The 17,411-nt window shown below is 47.7% G+C and carries 15 protein-coding genes and 1 pseudogene; 5 read left to right on the top strand and 11 right to left on the bottom strand.

The annotated features are described in order from the left end of the window. Position 1: 1 nt before the first annotated feature. Positions 2–310: a DUF883 family protein gene (locus ACO0LE_RS18820; RefSeq protein ID WP_422955612.1), complete on the bottom strand. Its 309-nt coding sequence runs from the start codon at positions 308–310 to the stop codon at positions 2–4. 131 nt (positions 311–441) lie between these two features. Then, complete coding sequence (gene ubiA / locus ACO0LE_RS18815) at positions 442–1,302, bottom strand: 4-hydroxybenzoate octaprenyltransferase (RefSeq protein WP_422961868.1); 861 nt, start codon at positions 1,300–1,302, stop codon at positions 442–444. A gap of 245 nt (positions 1,303–1,547) precedes the next feature. Here ubiA and ugpB point away from each other — a divergent pair, with 245 nt between their 5' ends. The 4 genes from ugpB to ACO0LE_RS18795 all read left to right on the top strand — a co-directional run bounded on the left by ugpB (position 1,548) and on the right by ACO0LE_RS18795 (position 6,084). Next, positions 1,548–2,885, top strand: a complete 1,338-nt coding sequence (gene ugpB, locus ACO0LE_RS18810; protein WP_422961867.1) for a sn-glycerol-3-phosphate ABC transporter substrate-binding protein UgpB — start codon at positions 1,548–1,550, stop codon at positions 2,883–2,885. A 310-nt stretch (positions 2,886–3,195) separates the two neighbouring features. Then, a complete protein-coding gene (gene ugpA / locus ACO0LE_RS18805; RefSeq protein ID WP_422961866.1) occupies positions 3,196–4,080 on the top strand; it encodes a sn-glycerol-3-phosphate ABC transporter permease UgpA in 885 nt (294 codons plus the stop codon). Next, positions 4,077–4,928 (top strand): sn-glycerol-3-phosphate ABC transporter permease UgpE, encoded by an 852-nt coding sequence (ugpE, locus tag ACO0LE_RS18800; RefSeq protein WP_422961865.1) that lies wholly within the window; start codon positions 4,077–4,079, stop codon positions 4,926–4,928. Before ugpA ends, ugpE begins: the two co-directional genes overlap by 4 nt. A 76-nt stretch (positions 4,929–5,004) precedes the next feature. Beyond that, positions 5,005–6,084 (top strand): sn-glycerol-3-phosphate import ATP-binding protein UgpC, encoded by a 1,080-nt coding sequence (locus ACO0LE_RS18795; RefSeq protein ID WP_422961864.1) that lies wholly within the window; start codon positions 5,005–5,007, stop codon positions 6,082–6,084. 20 nt (positions 6,085–6,104) lie between these two features. Here the strand turns inward: ACO0LE_RS18795 and ACO0LE_RS18790 are convergent, their stop codons facing one another. Both ACO0LE_RS18790 and ACO0LE_RS18785 read right to left on the bottom strand, forming a co-directional pair. Further along, positions 6,105–6,317, bottom strand: coding sequence for a hypothetical protein (locus ACO0LE_RS18790; RefSeq protein ID WP_422961863.1), 213 nt, complete (start codon positions 6,315–6,317; stop codon positions 6,105–6,107). Between the two features lie 179 nt (positions 6,318–6,496). Next, a complete protein-coding gene (locus ACO0LE_RS18785) occupies positions 6,497–7,132 on the bottom strand; it encodes an outer membrane beta-barrel protein (protein ID WP_422961862.1) in 636 nt (211 codons plus the stop codon). Positions 7,133–7,350: 218 nt separating this feature from the next. On the opposite strand from ACO0LE_RS18785, the gene ACO0LE_RS18780 reads away from it, so the two are divergent. Further along, positions 7,351–8,142 (top strand): helix-turn-helix domain-containing protein, encoded by a 792-nt coding sequence (locus tag ACO0LE_RS18780; protein ID WP_422961861.1) that lies wholly within the window; start codon positions 7,351–7,353, stop codon positions 8,140–8,142. A 27-nt stretch (positions 8,143–8,169) separates the two neighbouring features. Here ACO0LE_RS18780 and ACO0LE_RS18775 read toward each other — a convergent pair whose 3' ends face one another. The 7 genes and pseudogenes from ACO0LE_RS18775 to ACO0LE_RS18745 all read right to left on the bottom strand — a co-directional run bounded on the left by ACO0LE_RS18775 (position 8,170) and on the right by ACO0LE_RS18745 (position 17,032). Further along, a complete protein-coding gene (locus ACO0LE_RS18775) occupies positions 8,170–10,440 on the bottom strand; it encodes a patatin-like phospholipase family protein (RefSeq protein WP_422961860.1) in 2,271 nt (756 codons plus the stop codon). Positions 10,441–10,801: 361 nt separating this feature from the next. Then, a complete protein-coding gene (locus ACO0LE_RS18770) occupies positions 10,802–11,119 on the bottom strand; it encodes a hypothetical protein (protein ID WP_422961859.1) in 318 nt (105 codons plus the stop codon). Positions 11,120–11,178: 59 nt separating this feature from the next. After that, positions 11,179–12,609 carry a S41 family peptidase gene (locus tag ACO0LE_RS18765; protein WP_422961858.1) on the bottom strand — a complete coding sequence of 477 codons (1,431 nt, stop codon included), beginning with the start codon at positions 12,607–12,609 and terminating at the stop codon, positions 11,179–11,181. A gap of 269 nt (positions 12,610–12,878) precedes the next feature. Then, a pseudogene (locus ACO0LE_RS18760) lies at positions 12,879–13,430 on the bottom strand (GNAT family N-acetyltransferase). A 22-nt stretch (positions 13,431–13,452) separates the two neighbouring features. Further along, positions 13,453–13,764 (bottom strand): quaternary ammonium compound efflux SMR transporter SugE, encoded by a 312-nt coding sequence (sugE, locus tag ACO0LE_RS18755; RefSeq protein ID WP_422961857.1) that lies wholly within the window; start codon positions 13,762–13,764, stop codon positions 13,453–13,455. 228 nt (positions 13,765–13,992) lie between these two features. Next, positions 13,993–14,937: a hydrogen peroxide-inducible genes activator gene (locus tag ACO0LE_RS18750; protein ID WP_422961856.1), complete on the bottom strand. Its 945-nt coding sequence runs from the start codon at positions 14,935–14,937 to the stop codon at positions 13,993–13,995. Positions 14,938–15,391: 454 nt separating this feature from the next. Continuing rightward, positions 15,392–17,032, bottom strand: a complete 1,641-nt coding sequence (locus tag ACO0LE_RS18745) for a hypothetical protein (RefSeq protein WP_422961855.1) — start codon at positions 17,030–17,032, stop codon at positions 15,392–15,394. Between the last annotated feature and the right edge of the window lie 379 nt (positions 17,033–17,411).

Below are 17,411 nucleotides of genomic sequence, written 5' to 3'. Positions count from 1 at the left end.
CTTATTTGCGACCGATAAGCAGTCCGACCAGCAAGCCTACGCCTGCCGCGATACCGGCAGACTGCCATGGATTTTCTTTGACATAGACGTCCGTTGCATGGGCTGCGTCTTTTGCTTTGGTGACGACGGCTTCTTCTAAGCGTGTGACTTCGGCTTTAGCATTTTTTAAAGTGTGCTCAAACCGGGCTTTTGCTGACTTGTAGCCCTCACCAGCTTGCTGCTCGGAATTTTTCAATAGATCTTCTGCATCCCTGATGACCTGATTTAAATCGTGCATCAATTTTTCTTTATGTTGTTCGGCTGAGCTCATGGTGTTTCCTTTCAAGAGTAAATTGGAACAATTGCTAAAGACAGTGTAGGGAATTGCTTTAGGTCTAGGTTTGCGAGAAATCAAATCATCGCTAAGTAAGTTTCTGAGCGGCTGCGCAGGCCTCCTGCAAATTACTTTAATGCATAGTCCAGTGCGATACCAGCAAAAATAGCCGCTCCTATCCAGTTATTGTGGCGAAACGCCTTAAAACAAGCCATGCGCTCTCTATTGCGGATTAAATTGTAGTGATAGGCCGCGAATGCGCAGGCAATCATCAGTCCCGTAAGGAAGTAATAGCGCAGTCCCTGCTGCCAGCCGACAAACAGAATCAGGGTAAAACTAATCAGGTAGCACAGCATGACTGCCAGCACGTCATAGTTGCCGAAAGTAATGGCCGAGGTGCGGATACCGATCTTAAGATCATCATCTCTGTCGACCATCGCATATTCTGTGTCATACGCAACTGCCCAGAAAATATTCGCGATCAGCAAGATCCATGCAATCGCCGGCACGGTGTTTTGAATTGCAGCAAATCCCATCGGAATACCGAAGCCAAACGCAATACCGAGGTAAGCCTGCGGTATCGCAAAAAACCGTTTGAAATAAGGATAGCTAGCTGCGATCACTACCGCCAGCACCGAGAGTTGTCTGGTCAGCGTATTCAAAGGCAGGATCAGAAAAAAAGAGATCAGGGACAGTAGCACCGCTACCATCACGGCTTCCCACCCGGCAATTTTTCCGCTGGTAATAGGGCGCTCGGCCGTACGTTTGACGTGTTTATCAAAATCACGGTCAGCAAAGTCGTTGATTGCGCATCCGGCAGAGCGCATCAGCACCGTGCCTGCAGTAAAAATCAGAACTAAGCGCCAGTCGGGTTGACCATCCGAGGCAATCCAGAGCGCGGCGAGTGTCGGCCATAGCAAAAGCAAGATACCTATCGGCTTATCAAGGCGGACTAGCTGAAAATACAGTTGGGCTCGTTGAAATATCATGCGTTTCTATTTTTATGGTTGTGCGTGCCGTTGCTCAGAGGCAGATTCTTCACAAGCGAAAAAAGCAGCATAAAAAGCAGCACTAAAAAATGAAATTATAAGGGCTATCTATACATGGCAACACTGACAATGCTATCGTAGCGCAGTCGTCATAATTCATCCGTAAAATAAGAGCAGCTAAAACTGCCCGATATGCTCTAAAAAATTGATAAGCCGGTTCAGAATAATCATAAAGTGAGACATCCATGAAATTCACCTCTACAAAATTAACATGCAGTGCCAAATACAGCGCTGCCTTAGCGCTCCTGGCAATGAGTGCGTTCTCCAGTTCTGCCTATGCGGTGACGGAGATCAGCTGGTGGCATTCGATGACAGGCGCTTTGGGTGAGCGGGTCAACGGACTGGCTGAACAGTTTAATAAAAGTCAGTCTGACTATAAGGTAGTCGCGGTTTACAAAGGTAGTTATGACGAAGCAATGGCCGCTGCCATTGCGGCTTATCGGGCAGGTAATGCACCACATGTCTTGCAAGTATTTGAGGTCGGTACTGCAACCATGATGTATTCCAAAGGCGCGATCAAGCCGGTCTCGGAAGTCATGAAGCTCGCAGGAGAAAAATTCGACGCCTCGGTATATATTCCTGCCGTTGCCGGTTATTACACCTCGCCGAAAGGGGAGATGGTCTCCTTTCCATTTAATAGTTCAACGACGGTGTTCTATTACAACAAGGATATGTTCGCCAAAGCAGGCATGGATCCCAACAAGGCACCGTCAACCTGGCAGGAAGTTGTCGCCGCTGCGGCCCGCCTAAAGGCAAACGGCGAGAAGTGTGGTTTCACGACTGGCTGGCAGACCTGGGTACATCTGGAAAGTTTCTCTGCCTGGCACAATGTAGAGTTTGCGTCGAAAGGTAATGGTTTTGGCGGACTGGACGCGCGCTTGAAATTCAATAGTCCCTTGCATGTAAAGCATATTGAAAACATGGCGAATTGGGCGAAGCAAGGTTACTTCACCTATGCCGGACGCAAGAACGAGCCCGAAGCAAAATTCTATTCAGGCGAATGTGGCATGCTGACCTCATCGAGTTCTGCTTATGGGAATGTCAGCAAAAATGCCAAATTCAAATTTGCAGTCGCACCGCTGCCGTACTACTCAGATGCTACAGGTGCGCCGCAAAATACCATCATCGGCGGCGCGTCACTGTGGACCATGAGCGGTAAAAAGAACGATGAGTACAAAGGCGTTGCGAAGTTTTATAAATTCCTGTCGCAACCGGAAGTGCAAGCGAAATGGCATCAGGAAACCGGCTATCTGCCTATTACCAATGCCGCTTATGAGCTGACAAAAAAATCGGGTTTTTATGATAAAACGCCGGGTCCGAATGTCGCTGTACAGCAAATGATCGTCAAAACTACAGAAAAATCGCGTGGTATCCGTCTCGGTAATTTTGTCCAGATCCGCACCATCATGGACGAAGAGCTGGAGTCCGTCTGGGCCGGTAAAAAAACCGCAAAGGATGCTCTGGATGCAGCCGTTGCACGCGGTAATGATTTGTTAGAGCGTTTCGAAAAAGCGAATAAATAAAAAGGGATGTCAATGATATTAGAGTCAAAAAAATGGTTCTTAATATTGGTCTAGGCAATTGGAATCATTCTGACTTTATTGTGCTATTTGTCTATAAGAGAATTTATACCCGTTCATCATATGCGAGCCCAACTTGCTACAGCATTGCTTATTTTCGGGGCAATGCAGGGAATTCCTATAATGTTCTTTAAGTTCATCCCCATCATAGTTACAAAAATTTGGCCAAAACTGGATCAGTAAACTCCTGTTTTTAGGAGCGTTATTAAGCCGACATTTTTAATTTGAGTAAAACTTTTTTATAGGATGCAGTTTGGAAAAACGCGCCCGATTTCGCTCCGCTTGGCTGCCTTATGTGCTGGTTGCGCCGCAGATCATTATTACGATATTGTTTTTTTTCTGGCCAGCAGTGCAGGCTTTATATCAATCTGTTTTGCTCCAGGATGCCTTTGGCATGTCTACGCAATTTGTCTGGGTTGATAATTTCAATATTTTATTTGCAGATCCCAGTTATCTGGCGTCGTTTAAAACGACTGCCCTGTTCTCAGTTCTCGTTGCGAGCCTGGGACTGAGTATTTCGCTGGTGCTGGCTGTATTTGCTGATCGTGTCGTCAAAGGCGCTGCGATTTATAAAACCTTCCTGATCTGGCCTTATGCAGTTTCTCCGGTAGTGGTCGGCGTACTCTGGATGTTTTTGCTAAACCCGACACTGGGCATACTCGCCCATGCGCTGCGTAATTTTGGGATCGAATGGGATAGTCTCCTCAATGGCCAGCATGCGATGATTCTGGTTGTTCTCGCTGCAGTCTGGAAACAGATTAGTTATAACTTCCTGTTCTTCCTGGCGGGTCTGCAGTCGATTCCCAAATCTTTGATCGAGGCAGCTGCCATTGACGGTGCCGGACCAGTGAAACGGTTTGCCACGATTGTGTTTCCGTTGCTGTCACCGACCTCGTTTTTTTTGCTGGTTGTAAATATCGTATATGCATTTTTTGATACCTTTGCGATTGTTGAGGCGACTACGCAAGGTGGCCCGGGTAAAGATACCGAAATTCTTGTTTACCGGGTCTTTAATGATGGCTTCAAAGGCGGTGATCTAGGTAGCGCTGCCGCGCAATCCGTGATACTGATGACGATCGTGATCGTCCTGACGGTCATTCAGTTTAAATATGTTGAAAAGAAAGTGCAGTACTCATGATAGAGCGCCGTCCTTTATTGGATTTCTTCAGCCATCTGGTGTTGATACTGGGCGTGGCATTCGTTGCATTTCCTATTTATGTTGCACTGGTTGCGAGTAGTCAGACAGCAGAGCAGTCTGCCTTGGCGCCGATGTCATTGATTCCCGGTGATCAGTTATTCCATAACCTGTCGGCGGTATTAAATTCGGGAGCGTCCGGTAATGTTGCGACCAGCCCTGTCGCTCGTATGATGTGGGTGAGTCTGGTCTCGGCGCTATTGATTGCGTTTGGCAAAATATCGATTTCAATGTTGTCTGCATTTGCACTTGTATATTTTCGTTTTCCGGGACGCACTTTGTTTTTTTGGATGATTTTCGTCACCTTAATGTTGCCGGTTGAAGTGCGTATTTCGCCTACCTATAAAGTCGTGTCGGATTTGTCGATGTTGAATTCTTACGCAGGTTTGACGGTTCCCTTAATTGCGTCGGCGACGGCGACTTTTTTATTCCGACAGTTTTTTCTGACGGCGCCAGAAGAGTTGGCGGAAGCCGCAAGGATAGACGGCGCAGGCCCGCTGCGTTTTTTTAAAGACGTGTTATGGCCATTGTCACGGACTAATCTGATTGCCTTGTTTGTCATTATGTTTATTTATGGCTGGAATCAATATCTTTGGCCGTTGTTGGTATCGACAGAGCAGAGCATGTACCCGATTGGCATTGGTATCAAACGTATGATTGCGGGTGGTGATGCGGCGGTCGAATGGAATCTGGTCATGGCGACCTTGCTGCTCGCCATGTTGCCGCCAGGCCTGGTGATTGTGATCATGCAAAAATGGTTTGTAAAAGGCTTGGTTGATTCTGAAAAATAGAAGTCCGCAGTGATATTCGTGAATAAGCCGAAAATTAGTCAAAAACAATTCGAGAGTAATTTAACGATAACGAGATATGGCACAAGTTCACTTAAAAAACGTTAAAAAAACCTATGGGAAAGGTGATAAGTCGATTGCTGTCATTCACGGTATTTCGATTGATATTGCGCACGGTGAATTCATTGTGATGGTGGGGCCATCGGGCTGTGGTAAATCAACCTTGCTGCGCATGGTCGCCGGTCTGGAGGAAATTTCTGAAGGTGATGTGATCATCGGTGATCGCGTTGTGAATGAGCTGGAACCGAAGGATAGAGATATCGCGATGGTGTTCCAGAACTATGCTTTGTATCCGCATATGACGGTGTATCAAAACATGGCATACGGTTTGAAGATACGCGGTTTTTCTAAGGCGGATATTGAGCTGCGGGTACAAAAAGCCGCCAAGATTTTAGAGCTGGCTGAGCTGTTAGAAAGAACTCCGCGCCAATTGTCGGGCGGCCAGCGTCAGCGAGTCGCGATGGGACGGGCGATTGTACGCGAGCCTGCAGTATTTTTATTTGATGAGCCTTTGTCGAATCTTGACGCGAAGTTGCGTGTGCAGATGCGTTTAGAAATACAGAAACTTCACCGCACGCTAGGGACAACAAGTTTGTATGTCACACACGATCAGGTCGAGGCAATGACTTTAGGTCAGCGCATGATCGTCATGAATGCTGGCGTTGCCGAACAGATCGGGACACCGGCAGAAGTGTATAGTCAGCCCGCGACCACGTTTGTCGCCAGTTTTATCGGGTCGCCACCGATGAATTTAATCACGGGCAACATCAGTGAAGATGGCCGTCAGATGCTGTGGGGAAATACGATTGTCAATTTGCCGGTATTGCAGGCTGAGGCAGAACGGATTGCGAGCAGAGAACTAATTCTTGGAGTTCGGCCTGAGCATTTGTTTATAGGAATGCCGGGATTGCCATTCGATGTTGAACTGGTAGAAAGTCTGGGAGCTGACTTACTTGTACACGGCCAATGTGGTGGGCAGGCCGTGGTTATTCGTACACCCGTCGGCACGCCGGTTCAGGCTGGTCAGCGCACCAGTGCTGGCTTTGCCGCAGATACCATGCATTGGTTTGATGGGACAACGAAGAAGCGGCTAGGCTAGTTTACTTGACCTGATTGTGTTCAGGTCAAAATCCGGTAACGCTGCACTGACTTGCCTTCTTTATCTTTGTCATCGGTTTTAATACTGTTTGTCACATCAAACGAGGCCTTGATTTTAGTCCGGCTATCGTGATGGTGAGCGCTTAATTTAGCGGCGAATAATCCCACTGCGAAGGCAAGAACAGCGATGCTGCCTATCAGTGAGTACAGTGTGAATTTTGTCATGGTATGCATCAGATACTCTCCATCAACAGCGCTCATGAATGTCAGTTGAATCTCAGTGAATGACAGACATTAATGATCGTGACTTAGTACAAAATTGTGCAAAAAATGTGTAATAACAAAACTATCCTGCCGCAGCGAATCTGGATGCCGATGAAGGCGGGATAGTTTTTCACATCGTAAAGCTGCTTTTAGAACTTGTAGCCCACGCCCAGCGACAGCATGTTGATAACACCTTTGTCGCCGCCAAATTTATTTGGTAAGCGGTCATAATCAGCGTTCAAGGTGATATTTTTTGCCAGTGAATAACGCACACCCAAACCAAATACCGGGACGATGAATGCTTTGTCAGTTGCGGTACCGCTAATATCAGAATAATTTGTTTTGTTGCGGGTATAGGCAATACCTGCACGGCCGTTCAGGGAGAAGTCATTGAAGTTTGCTTGCAGAACGTAGGAGGCGCCTAATCCTTCTGTGCTGCGTAAGACTGTCTCTGGACTCGCTGTTGATAAGGTGGACGGATAGGTCGATACCGCGCTGCCAACTTTGTAATACATTAGCTCTGCACCCTGAGACACATTGACCCCTTCAAACATCGTTGGCGCAGCCATATAGCCTGCATAAATTTTACCGCTGGATTTTGCCTTGGTGTCACAGCTGCTGGTACCCAGACAACTGAGATCGTATTTGGCTTGTGCCGCGAAATTAATACCTGCATAGGTCTCTGCCTGAGTCGGAATATTGTCGGCAGCCATTGCACTGGTCGCCACGGTACCGGTAAACACTGTTGCAATTGCCGCCATCAGGAAAGATTTTATTTTGAACATAAGAGCCTCAATAGAAGTGAAATGTGGAGAGCAGGATTTATGCTGCACCCAAAAAATGAACCGCGGTCGTCGCCGTATTGAGTGCTGCCCGACCTTGGAGCGCAGTGTTGCAAAAATTATGGTGACGTACCAGAAAATTGTTCGAAGACCTGATATTTGGAATTTTTGGTACTGATTTGCGGTACTATTTATCAAAATTGAACTGAAATAGGGTAATCATGAGTTCACCAGAATTAGTCTTGCAAGTGCTGCGCACCGAGTTACGTGCTGCCGGTGTCACCTATAAGGTATTGGCGGAACGCATAGGCATGAGCGAGTCCAGCATGAAGCGTATGTTTGCGCAAAAGGACATGGCTTTATCACGGCTCGCATCCATCTGCAAAGCCGCGGGGATCGCGCTGGAAGACGTGTTGCGGCAAGCGGCAGATGTCACACCGCATTCCGATAATCTGAGTCTGGCGCAAGAGCGTTCGCTGATGGCGGACCCTAAGTTATTGCTGGTTGCAATTTGTTGTCTCGGTCATTGGACACTGGAGCAAATTGTTGAGACTTACCATTTGTCCGAGGCCGAGTGTGTGTTGCATCTGGTCGCACTGGATCGCCTGGAGCTGATCGAACTACGTCCGCATAATCGCTATCGCCTGAATGTATCCAGCGCTTTTCACTGGCGTCCTGATGGACCGGTGCAGGCGTATTTCCGCGAACACGTTGTCAGTGATTTTTTCGACGGACGATTTGACGGTTACGGTGAAACTGTGCTCTGTGTACCAGCCCGTTTATCATCTGGCAGCGCGCAGGAGGTAGTACAAAAAATCCAGCAACTGGTTGCCGAGCTGGCGCGCCTGCATCAGGATGATCGCCGGCTGCAAGCTGAAGAGCGCGATGGTTTTACGCTGCTGCTAGGATTTCGCTCCTGGGAGTTCTCAGCCTTTACGGCGCTGCGTCGCCAGGAGGCAAGCACCGCAGGCCGTGTTCATACGATTGCTATGTCTAAAGTTGCGGCTAAATAGATGCTCGATAGAGATCCGCCATATTTTTTACCAGACCGGCCCCAGGAAAAGGTAGGCAGTTGAGTTGCCGCCGCGTGTTGCACCGGCACCAAAGTACAGAGGGCCAAAACGGGTATCCATGGAAATAAAGGCACTGCCCGCTTGCTTCAGATTACCGAATCGCAGTGCCTGATCGGTACCAAAGCCACCACCCAGTTCCGCTGAAAATCCTACTCGAATTGCCCCGCCCACAGTCGTTGGCATATCACCGACGCGGCGAGCGACGACCACGCGTCCCAGCAGAACAGAATTACCATCCAGTGAATCCGCCGTCGTCCCTGATAAGCGTAAAAAACCGCCGAGACTACTAGGTGCCAGGCCGCGTTGTGAGCGTGACCATTCACCATAGATATGACCAGCCCAGTCACCCGCCTGAAATGCTGACAAGCCTGTCAGAGACGAACGCGCCAGTGAGGGTTCTCCAAGCCCTTTGCTTGGTGAGCGCTCCCATAAGGCGGTGACAAGATTACCCCGAACAGGAAAGGCCAACGAATCGAGTGTGTCGATGCGGAACTGTACGAATTGCGTCGTATCGTAATAGCGGGCGCTCGGTGCTTCTGACGTCTCTGGAAGGATGACATTGTATTTACCGAAACGACGGCTGACACCGATTTGCAAATCGCCCCAGTTATCAAATTGCCTCCCGAGGACGATCGTGCCGCTGCTGTTCTGCGCATTCACACGGAATACCTTTTTGCCTTGCTGGAACAGATCAATCGCTGTACCACCAAATTCCACTGATGGCGCAAGGTACCAGGGTGAGCTATCTCCTAATGGTTGCCATAGTTGTGTGCCGAATTGTCTTTGACTGCCGAGTTTTGCGACGGTACGTAATTCCGCTCCATAGCTATTTAACGAGGAGGCAACATGCATCATGCTCAACGCAAAGCGATTGTCGTCCGAAAAATCGCTGGCTAATTCCAAGCCAAAGCGTAATCGATTACGACTCGATTTCGATTCTGTCGGTTTGATCACGACATTTCTCAGGCCGTCGATATCAGTGATGTCGGTTTCGATATTATCGATATCACCGCGGCCATACAAACGTGTAGTGGCCTGGCGAATCTGGTCTGATGTTAGTGACTGACCTTTTTGCAATCCCGTTTGTGTGACCAAAGTAGCAGGATTGATGTATTGATTTCCCTGGATATCGATTTTAGCGATGGGTAAAGGTTTCGTACCACCTTGCCCATCATTGCTGGCTTCCAGTCTGTGCTGATCTATCACCGCGTATTGCTCAGCACTGACGCTGAGATGTTTCAGCTTATCTGACATAGCGAGCGTCGCAGTTTCCCCCGCCTTGATTGCTCGTTCATGCTGTCCAAAATCCAGAAAGCTAATGCCAGATAAATCTGGGGCGATCAAAATATCTTTACTGGATAACTCTTTGATCGAGCGCTGTACATTTTGCTCGGTCAAAATTTGAAGCATTTGTTGTGCAACACCGAAAGCGCTGCTGATTTCACTCTCTTTCGCCAAAGGTGTGCCTACATTGACTGCGATCACCACATCAGCACCCATCGCCCGCGCCAGCTCCACGGGCAAATTACTCACTAGTCCGCCGTCGACGACCAGGCGCTGATGTAAGCGCACGGGAGCAAAAACTCCCGGTACCGCCAGCGAGGCGCGCATGCTCAGGAACAGAGGTGTATCGCGCATCTCGACTAACTCTCCCGTTAGTAAATCTGAAGCGACTGAGCGAAACGGTAGACCAAGCTGATTGATCGGCCGGTCGCGCATTCCTTGCGGCAGCAGACGGGTCAGTGCATGCTCCAGTGCGGCATTACCCGCAGCAGCGGGAGGTAAAGAAAATCCGTTTTTTGTGACGGCAAGTTCTATCCGTGACGGCAATAATACGTCTTCTTCTTTACGCCGGAAATCCAGGTCGTAGCGCGCTGGCCGGTCAGCCAGTACTCGATCCCAAGCCGTATCGCGGACGATTTGCTCGAGCTCACCAATAGAGCGTCCTGCGGCATAAGCGCCGCCAACTACCGCTCCCATACTGGTGCCAACGACGATATCAACAGGCACACGTTGTGCGCGTAAAGCACGTAGCACGCCGATATGTGCAAATCCTCTTGCACCACCACCCGATAGCACCAGCGCAACCTTTGGTTGGTGTGTTTGCGCCGGACTAGGGGATACCGTCCGAGTGGCGAGTTCAGTTTGAGCTTCAGATTGAGTTTGTGCTTTAGACGCAGCAGAGGATGCCAATAAAACCAGCACACAAAAGATCGTGTAGACAAGACGAAGTGACATGATGGCAGTACTTTCTGCGTGTGATGGAGATGCATTTGACATCCGAATATGTCATCACAAAGAGGTCGGTAAAAAAAGTCAGAGTATAGCGTTATGAGGTTCAAAGAATGGGGGCAAGTTCAACCCGATGCTGAATTTCAACCATATCCCCAAGATCGGGAGGATAGTCGCACGAACCAATTTGACCAGCATCCGTGCAGGTTCAGAGATGCAGCCGTTGTTCTTAACGTTATGGACAATCCTGATTTTCTAAAAAATCAACAAATCCAGTTGATGAACAAATAGCGATGCATTGCAGCATCCAATTAAATAAAACCCCCGGCATATCAATGACGGGGGTCAATTTAATTCTCAAAATACTTTATTTCGCTTTGCATTGCGCCTTCGATAACAAACTGCGTTGGCCAGTGTTTTGATATACCAGCCAACAAGCCTGATCTTGTAAAATTAACTGGAAACGATGCGGCATTTCGATATCTCTACCTTGCAGCAGGTTCCCTTTATTATCTGATTGATGATTTCGTTCTATCGTCAAATAACTGGTCTCTGTTAAATCTTTGTCAGATAACATGACCGAGGAATAACCTGTCAGGCTGGCAATCAGCGTCGTTAATTCTTGCTTTGCCTCTATTCCCGGGTTCGTCAGCAAGGCGTCTTTTTCAGCTTTTGCGGCAGGCATTTGGCATGCTCCTAATAACAGGCAAGACAAGGATATGCTGATCTTCCAATGTGATTTCATTATCTTGGCATCGCTTTCAGTATGCGCATTTCTTGGGTTGCCGGACGCACCAAAGTGTATGGCAGTTCCGTGTTGCCGCCCGATGCACGAGCAGTCGCGCTTACCGGACAACTTCCGCTAGTGCGATATGCTAAAGCTGTTGCCAGCATAGTTTCTGACGGGTCACCGCGCAAATGACTAAAATCGTCGGCCGCTTTGCAAGTGACGTCAAAACCATCGGCATAATCACCAAATTGTTTGTCATTCACACCTTTAAATTGAATCGAGAAGTAAGTCGTGCCACAGTTATCTTGCGGGACGAATCCGTAAGGTTTGCCACGTGTCGTATCGCCAATCAGATTTACTGTCACATCAACACCACGCAGGCTATTGATAATGGATTCACTGGCGGACGCGGTGCCATGAGTCGTCAGGATAGTGACCTTTTTCAAGCCCAGATAAGGCAGAATCTGGGTGGTGCCTGTGCTATAAAAAGGGTAGGTTTGGTTCTGAGCCGTTAATTTGTCGTTGTAGGTCAGGCGCTCAAAAATCTTACCTTTGGTGCTGTCTGGCCCCGCGATCATATAAGCCAACTCACTGGCAATATACAACAGGCCACCACCGTTATAGCGTAAATCCAGCACAAGATCAGTGACGTTGGCCGCCTTCAATTGATTGATGGCGGCAATCAACTCACTCTCTGATTTGGCGATGTGGGTATCAAACGTAAAATATCCAACCGTACCGGTTGCTGTGGGGATCGTTTTTACATTTTGTACTGTGACTGTTGTGATCAGGGCGGGTGTCAGGCTTACGGCGGCTGCACCGTTAAAGCCAAACGTGTGGGCGCTCACGCTGCTTGGAAATAGTCCGTTGTTCAGGGCAACTGGATCGCCAGCAGCGAAATCGACGCCGTCAACGGAGGTTAATTTGTCGCCGCGTTTAACACCGGCCAGCGCTGCAGGAGACCCCGGCGCTATTTCAGCGACGATCCAATTGCGTGGAGGTGTGCTGGCTTGCGTCGCCCATTGAATACCGTAATCCTGGGCAATTCCTGATGACGCCTGGTTCCAGGACTCAGTTGATTGTGACCAGTGAAATTGATCAACATCTTTACCTGATGCCGTTTTTGCCGGTGTTTTTAGCGCGTCAAAATATTTTTGCGGTGTGCTGTAATTAGCTGCAATTAAACTGGCTGGTACATCCTTATACCAAAGATAGGTTTCATCAACAAAAGAACGCAGATACGCTTTCTCGTTGTCGTTACTACCTTGCCTATCTGCCGTATTTGCCCTCGGGGCGGCACAAAGATTCGCCAGACTTGCCGAAGATGGAAGTGCTGTCGAAACAGGGGTGGGGGTGACTGCGTCACTGCCGCCTCCACCGCCGCCGCATGCAACGAGTGTGGATGAGACGGCGATAGTCAGAGCGATTAATTTAAATGATTTCATTGAATGGATGGGTCAATAAGTAATTGGTGCATGCACGATTCTATTTGAGCCTGCGTGCGTCAAATTGTCGTATTCCAATAAGGATTGCGTCAATGCAATATGATGCAACAAAAAATGATAAAAATGCACAATAAAATTAACTATTTTTTACATTTCACTCGCTGTCAGCATCTAATTCCTGCGTTGGTAGAAATAATTAAATCTGCAGAGTAGTAGAGTAATCTATCAATCAGTATGTAATTAGCGTATATCCAGCAATCGATATCGTATCAATCTTGATTATTCACCAAAGAGTTCAACACATGATCGCGCCAGACGCCATTGATTTTCAAATACGATTTTGCCAGCCCCTCGCGTTCGAAGCCTAATCTTTGCAGAACGGCAGCGCTGCGCTTATTTTCCGGCATATGGTTTGCCATGATACGGTGCAAACCTTGTTGAGTGAACATATGTTGAATCGCTGCTTGCAGAGCCTAGGTCATATAGCCCTGGCCCTCGCACTGTGCTGCCACTGCGTAGCCGAGATGACAGGCTTGAAAAATACCATGCACGATGTTGTTGAAGTTACAGGCGCCGATCATTGTTGAGTCATTTTTTTTAAAAATGGCAAGGAACACGGCTTGTCCTGATTCTATGCTGAGCCAGTTGCTGGTGAGCCTTTGCTGACATTGCTCCAAGCTAAAAAAACTTTCGTCTCTGACCGGCTCCCATGGCGCGAGGTGCGCGCGGTTCCTTACTAAAAAATCTTGCAGCACCGGAGCATCCTCAGGCGTCAAAGTGTGCAAGTCCAGACGTGCAGTGCTTAATAAAATCGATGACATTGATGGTATCCGCTGCAAAAAACTATAAGAATTTCAGGCCAGCGATGCCGGCGATAATCAGCCCCATGCAGATCAGACGCGTTGCCGTCGCTGGATCACCAAACAAGATGATGCCCAGAATGACAGTGCCAAACGCACCAATGCCTGTCCATACGGCATAGGCGGTTCCGACCGGTAGAGTTTTCATCGCGATGGAAAGAAGCCAGACGCTGGCAGCCATTGCGGCAATTGTCCCTATTGATGGCCACAGGCGAGAAAAATTGTCGGTGTATTTCAGTCCGATCGCCCACACGACTTCAAGCAAACCAGCGATGAATAAGATGAGCCAGGCCATGAGTTTCAGCTATTGAGCGAATAGAAAAAAAGAAATTTCATGCGAATCAGATGCCGTTGATCCTTGAGTTAGCAGAAGCTTAGTTTTGTATTTTTCTTTTGTATACCGGACGTCTGATTCATGTTTTAGGAGTGCTTAACCAGTGCTTGATTGATGGTTGAATGATGTCCGGTCAATACCTGGTTAATACGTAGACTCAGGCCGAATATCGACAATCAAATGCAAAGATTATTGTGCGCTGGCCGCTTCGTCAAGCATCGACACGCCAGGCAAATCGCAAGCCAGTACGGCTTGCCGGATCGCCTCGATTGCCGCCTGGCGGGTAAAGCTCTTGCGCCATGCGATCACCACGCGACGGTTGGGCACGGGCGCACTGAAAGGGAGATAGCGCAACATGCCGTCTTTGGTATCCAGATCAGGTACCGATGCCATTGGTAGAACAGTGATGCCGATACCGGAGGCGACCATATGACGGATCGTTTCTAAAGACGAGCCTTCAAAGCTGCGCGCAATGCCGTCGCCCGCAGTGGAGAAGCGTGCCATTTCCGGGCAGACTTCGAGCACCTGATCCCGGAAGCAGTGGCCATTACCGAGCAGGAGCATCGTTTCGGATTTCAGTTCCTCGGTAGAGACTTCGGTACGGTCGGCCCAGATATGATCGCGCGGCGTGGCAACCACAAAAGGCTCATCGTAGAGTGCTTGTACCATCATGCCTTGATCGGGTAAGGGCAATGCCATGATCGCGGCGTCCAGTTCACCCTGACGCAATAATTCCATCAATTTGACAGTGAAATTTTCTTGCAATATCAGCGGCATTTGCGGCACTTGCCTGATCATGGTCTTGACCAGCGTGGGCAATAAATACGGTCCTATTGTGTAAATCACGCCGAGACGGAATGGACCAGCCAGCGGATCTTTATTCTGTTTGGCGATTTCTTTGATGGCCGCGGTTTGTTCCAGGACGCGCTCGGCCTGGGCAACAATCTGCGCACCCAGTGGTGTCGTCGAGACCTCCGTACCGCCGCGTTCAAAAATAGTGACTCCCAGTTCTTCTTCGAGTTTTTTAATGGCGACGGACAAGGTCGGCTGCGCGACAAAACAAGCTTCGGCCGCATGGCCAAAGTGCTTTTGGCGGGCTACTGCAACGATGTATTTTAATTCTGTGAGTGTCATGTTGCTAGTGTGGCACAGACTTTTGCCAGCGTCAGCAAGTGCATCATCATGTTTTGTTTAAATCAGTAAAAATAGAGGGAGTATTTTAAAATCACTAAGTAAATAGTGCGGATAAAGGCATGAATTGAAGGGTACTATAGGGGAGTATTAAATTTTTTAACTTGTTTAAAAGGCAAAAAATACAGTGATTTTTTTACGTATTATGGATTTGGGTCAGCTTACAAATACATGCGACAAGCAGTGTTAGTTTGCAGCCTCGATAATCATATCGAGACATTTTTTATCGATGATGCCTCTGTCAGAGAGCGATTCGTGCACGATTTCACTCGACTTTTCACTCACTCCATGAGCAGCCCTTGAATCAAGCGTTCTGCTCTTGCAGGAGAGTAACTTGAGAGATAATTTAGCAATGTGCGGCATTTGTTGTATATAAGCCCGGATAAGTCTCTTCGAGTCACAGTTCTAATTTCTGCATCAAGCGCTTCATGTCAACTGAATAAAACGTCGGTATCTTGTAGATGCTTTTACATGGAACAATAATCGTTTCACCATTTTGCATGCCCAAAGATATATTGCCGCGCGATTGACAAGCTAGATTCATCTCTTCGACGTGCAGCGATGTGCCGAAAAAATCTTTACCCTCTATCTGCTTGATCTGCATGCCTTCGCGTAAGACGCTACAGTCTTGAATGGCGCCAACTCGGAACATATCAGGATCTTGGTAAAAGCTAATATTGCCATGACAATCTTCCTGCATCAGGTTAGCAAATGCCATGCGTCGAATATTGGCGAATTGTTCTGGTGCTGGAGGAGTAACCTTTGCCAACTGCGTGTTTGCAAAAAAGTCTGACCAGGCCTCTGATATGGTTTGGTTACCGAGTAGTTTGGGTAGCCACTTAGGCGTGCAATTTTTTTCTTTTCCGCATTCTATCGCTTGCTCGAAGCTAATTGGCGTCCCAGTTTCAAGTGCAGAGTAGTAGTCATTAATTTGCTGTAGCGGACTAACGTTGTTCTGGCGAATTGCAAGGCCCATAACATGCAGTGCCAATCCACATTCGTAAGGTATCGATCCACTGCGTGTGAGTTTTTCAGGTAGTGTTTTCCAACTGAAATTTTCCGCTTTAAATACACAATTGGAAATTGCGCTATTAATCTCTTTGGCGGCATCTTCAGGGGTAACCCATTTAGTTTTTATACTCGCGATCCAACGCAGATAATCGGCACCACCCTCTGAAATAAATGGTTCGGTTTGCATATTTGAATCTGCTGAATGTGGTTGAAAGCGATGCGCAAGTTCATGCCATACAAACCTTTTTAGATGTTGGTTGACATCTCCTGTTGGATGTTGAGGCCAGTTATATAACGCTAGACGCAACACATCACCAGCATCTCCCCAATAATAAGGATCGCCACCATCTTTTGGTCCCGTTGCTACCAAAATCGGTTTGCGAAAATGAAGGTCTGGCAATGCGAGGCGATAAAAGGCCATCGATTGATCGATAATATCTTGCAGAAGTTGAATGTTCTCTATTCCCAGAGCGGGATCGAAATAACTGATAGCACCATCATTCGATAAAATCTTTTTTTGCAATAATATTGCTGCCAAATATTGTCCGTCGAACTCATCATAAGACGCAGAATTTCGGTAAACTTTCCCTTTAAAAGCGATATCTCCTGATGCCGAAAATTTGTACCCAACTGAGCCACAGCTGTCACTGATAGCATAGCTAGTGGTATGTACATATAGTCCATCTCCTATTGGAAAAGAGCCAGGTGAGACGCGATCAAAAACCTTGATTGATGCGGGAACTCGGAAACGGACTGCTGAGCATGTTTTATTCTTCTTTATGAGAGTTGTCCCATTGGCGGTGCCACAATCATCAAGTGGTTGCCACGCCGAACGAATCTCAGTGCCAAACGTCGGTAAGGTTTCTTGGTTTAGAAATGGAACAGCATCACACTTTTCAGGCAGGCTATAGATAACCTCTAGCTCTTGCAGCGACACAAGCTTTAGATGAACTGTGACGTCTGCAGCCCGTGTTTGGTGTGGGAGGGAATAGGCACAAATTGCAGCCAGTACTATAAGTAGCTTCATCGAGAAACCTTTCGGTTGATATGAACGTTTAAAACTACTATCGAATCGTGTTTATTAGAATTTTTGATCTGCTATCCAGAGTTGCTTTTGCAAATTGCATGCAAGGTCTAATGCAAAGATCAGGAGAAACGCAGATTCAATCCCTATTTTAGTTTCCAAAAGATTGCTCTGTTTTTATAAAAAATATCAAGAATCAAGCCTCATTTTATTATTGCCTCGATTCTTTTCTCGGAGCTTTGCGCAACGATGAGAGGGTAATCCCCCCTGCAAACAAGCGTTGAAATGAGTAGAATTTTCTAAATATGATTTTTGAAAGTTCTGCATGAAGCCTTCCCGTTACACCGACAGTCAGATCATCGCCATCCTCAAGCAGGCCGAG

The organism is Undibacterium sp. Xuan67W, from assembly GCF_049340165.1.
Taxonomy (GTDB): domain Bacteria; phylum Pseudomonadota; class Gammaproteobacteria; order Burkholderiales; family Burkholderiaceae_D; genus Undibacterium.
Note: the sequence above shows the minus strand (reverse complement) of the source record. Positions and strands in the feature narration are given on the sequence as shown.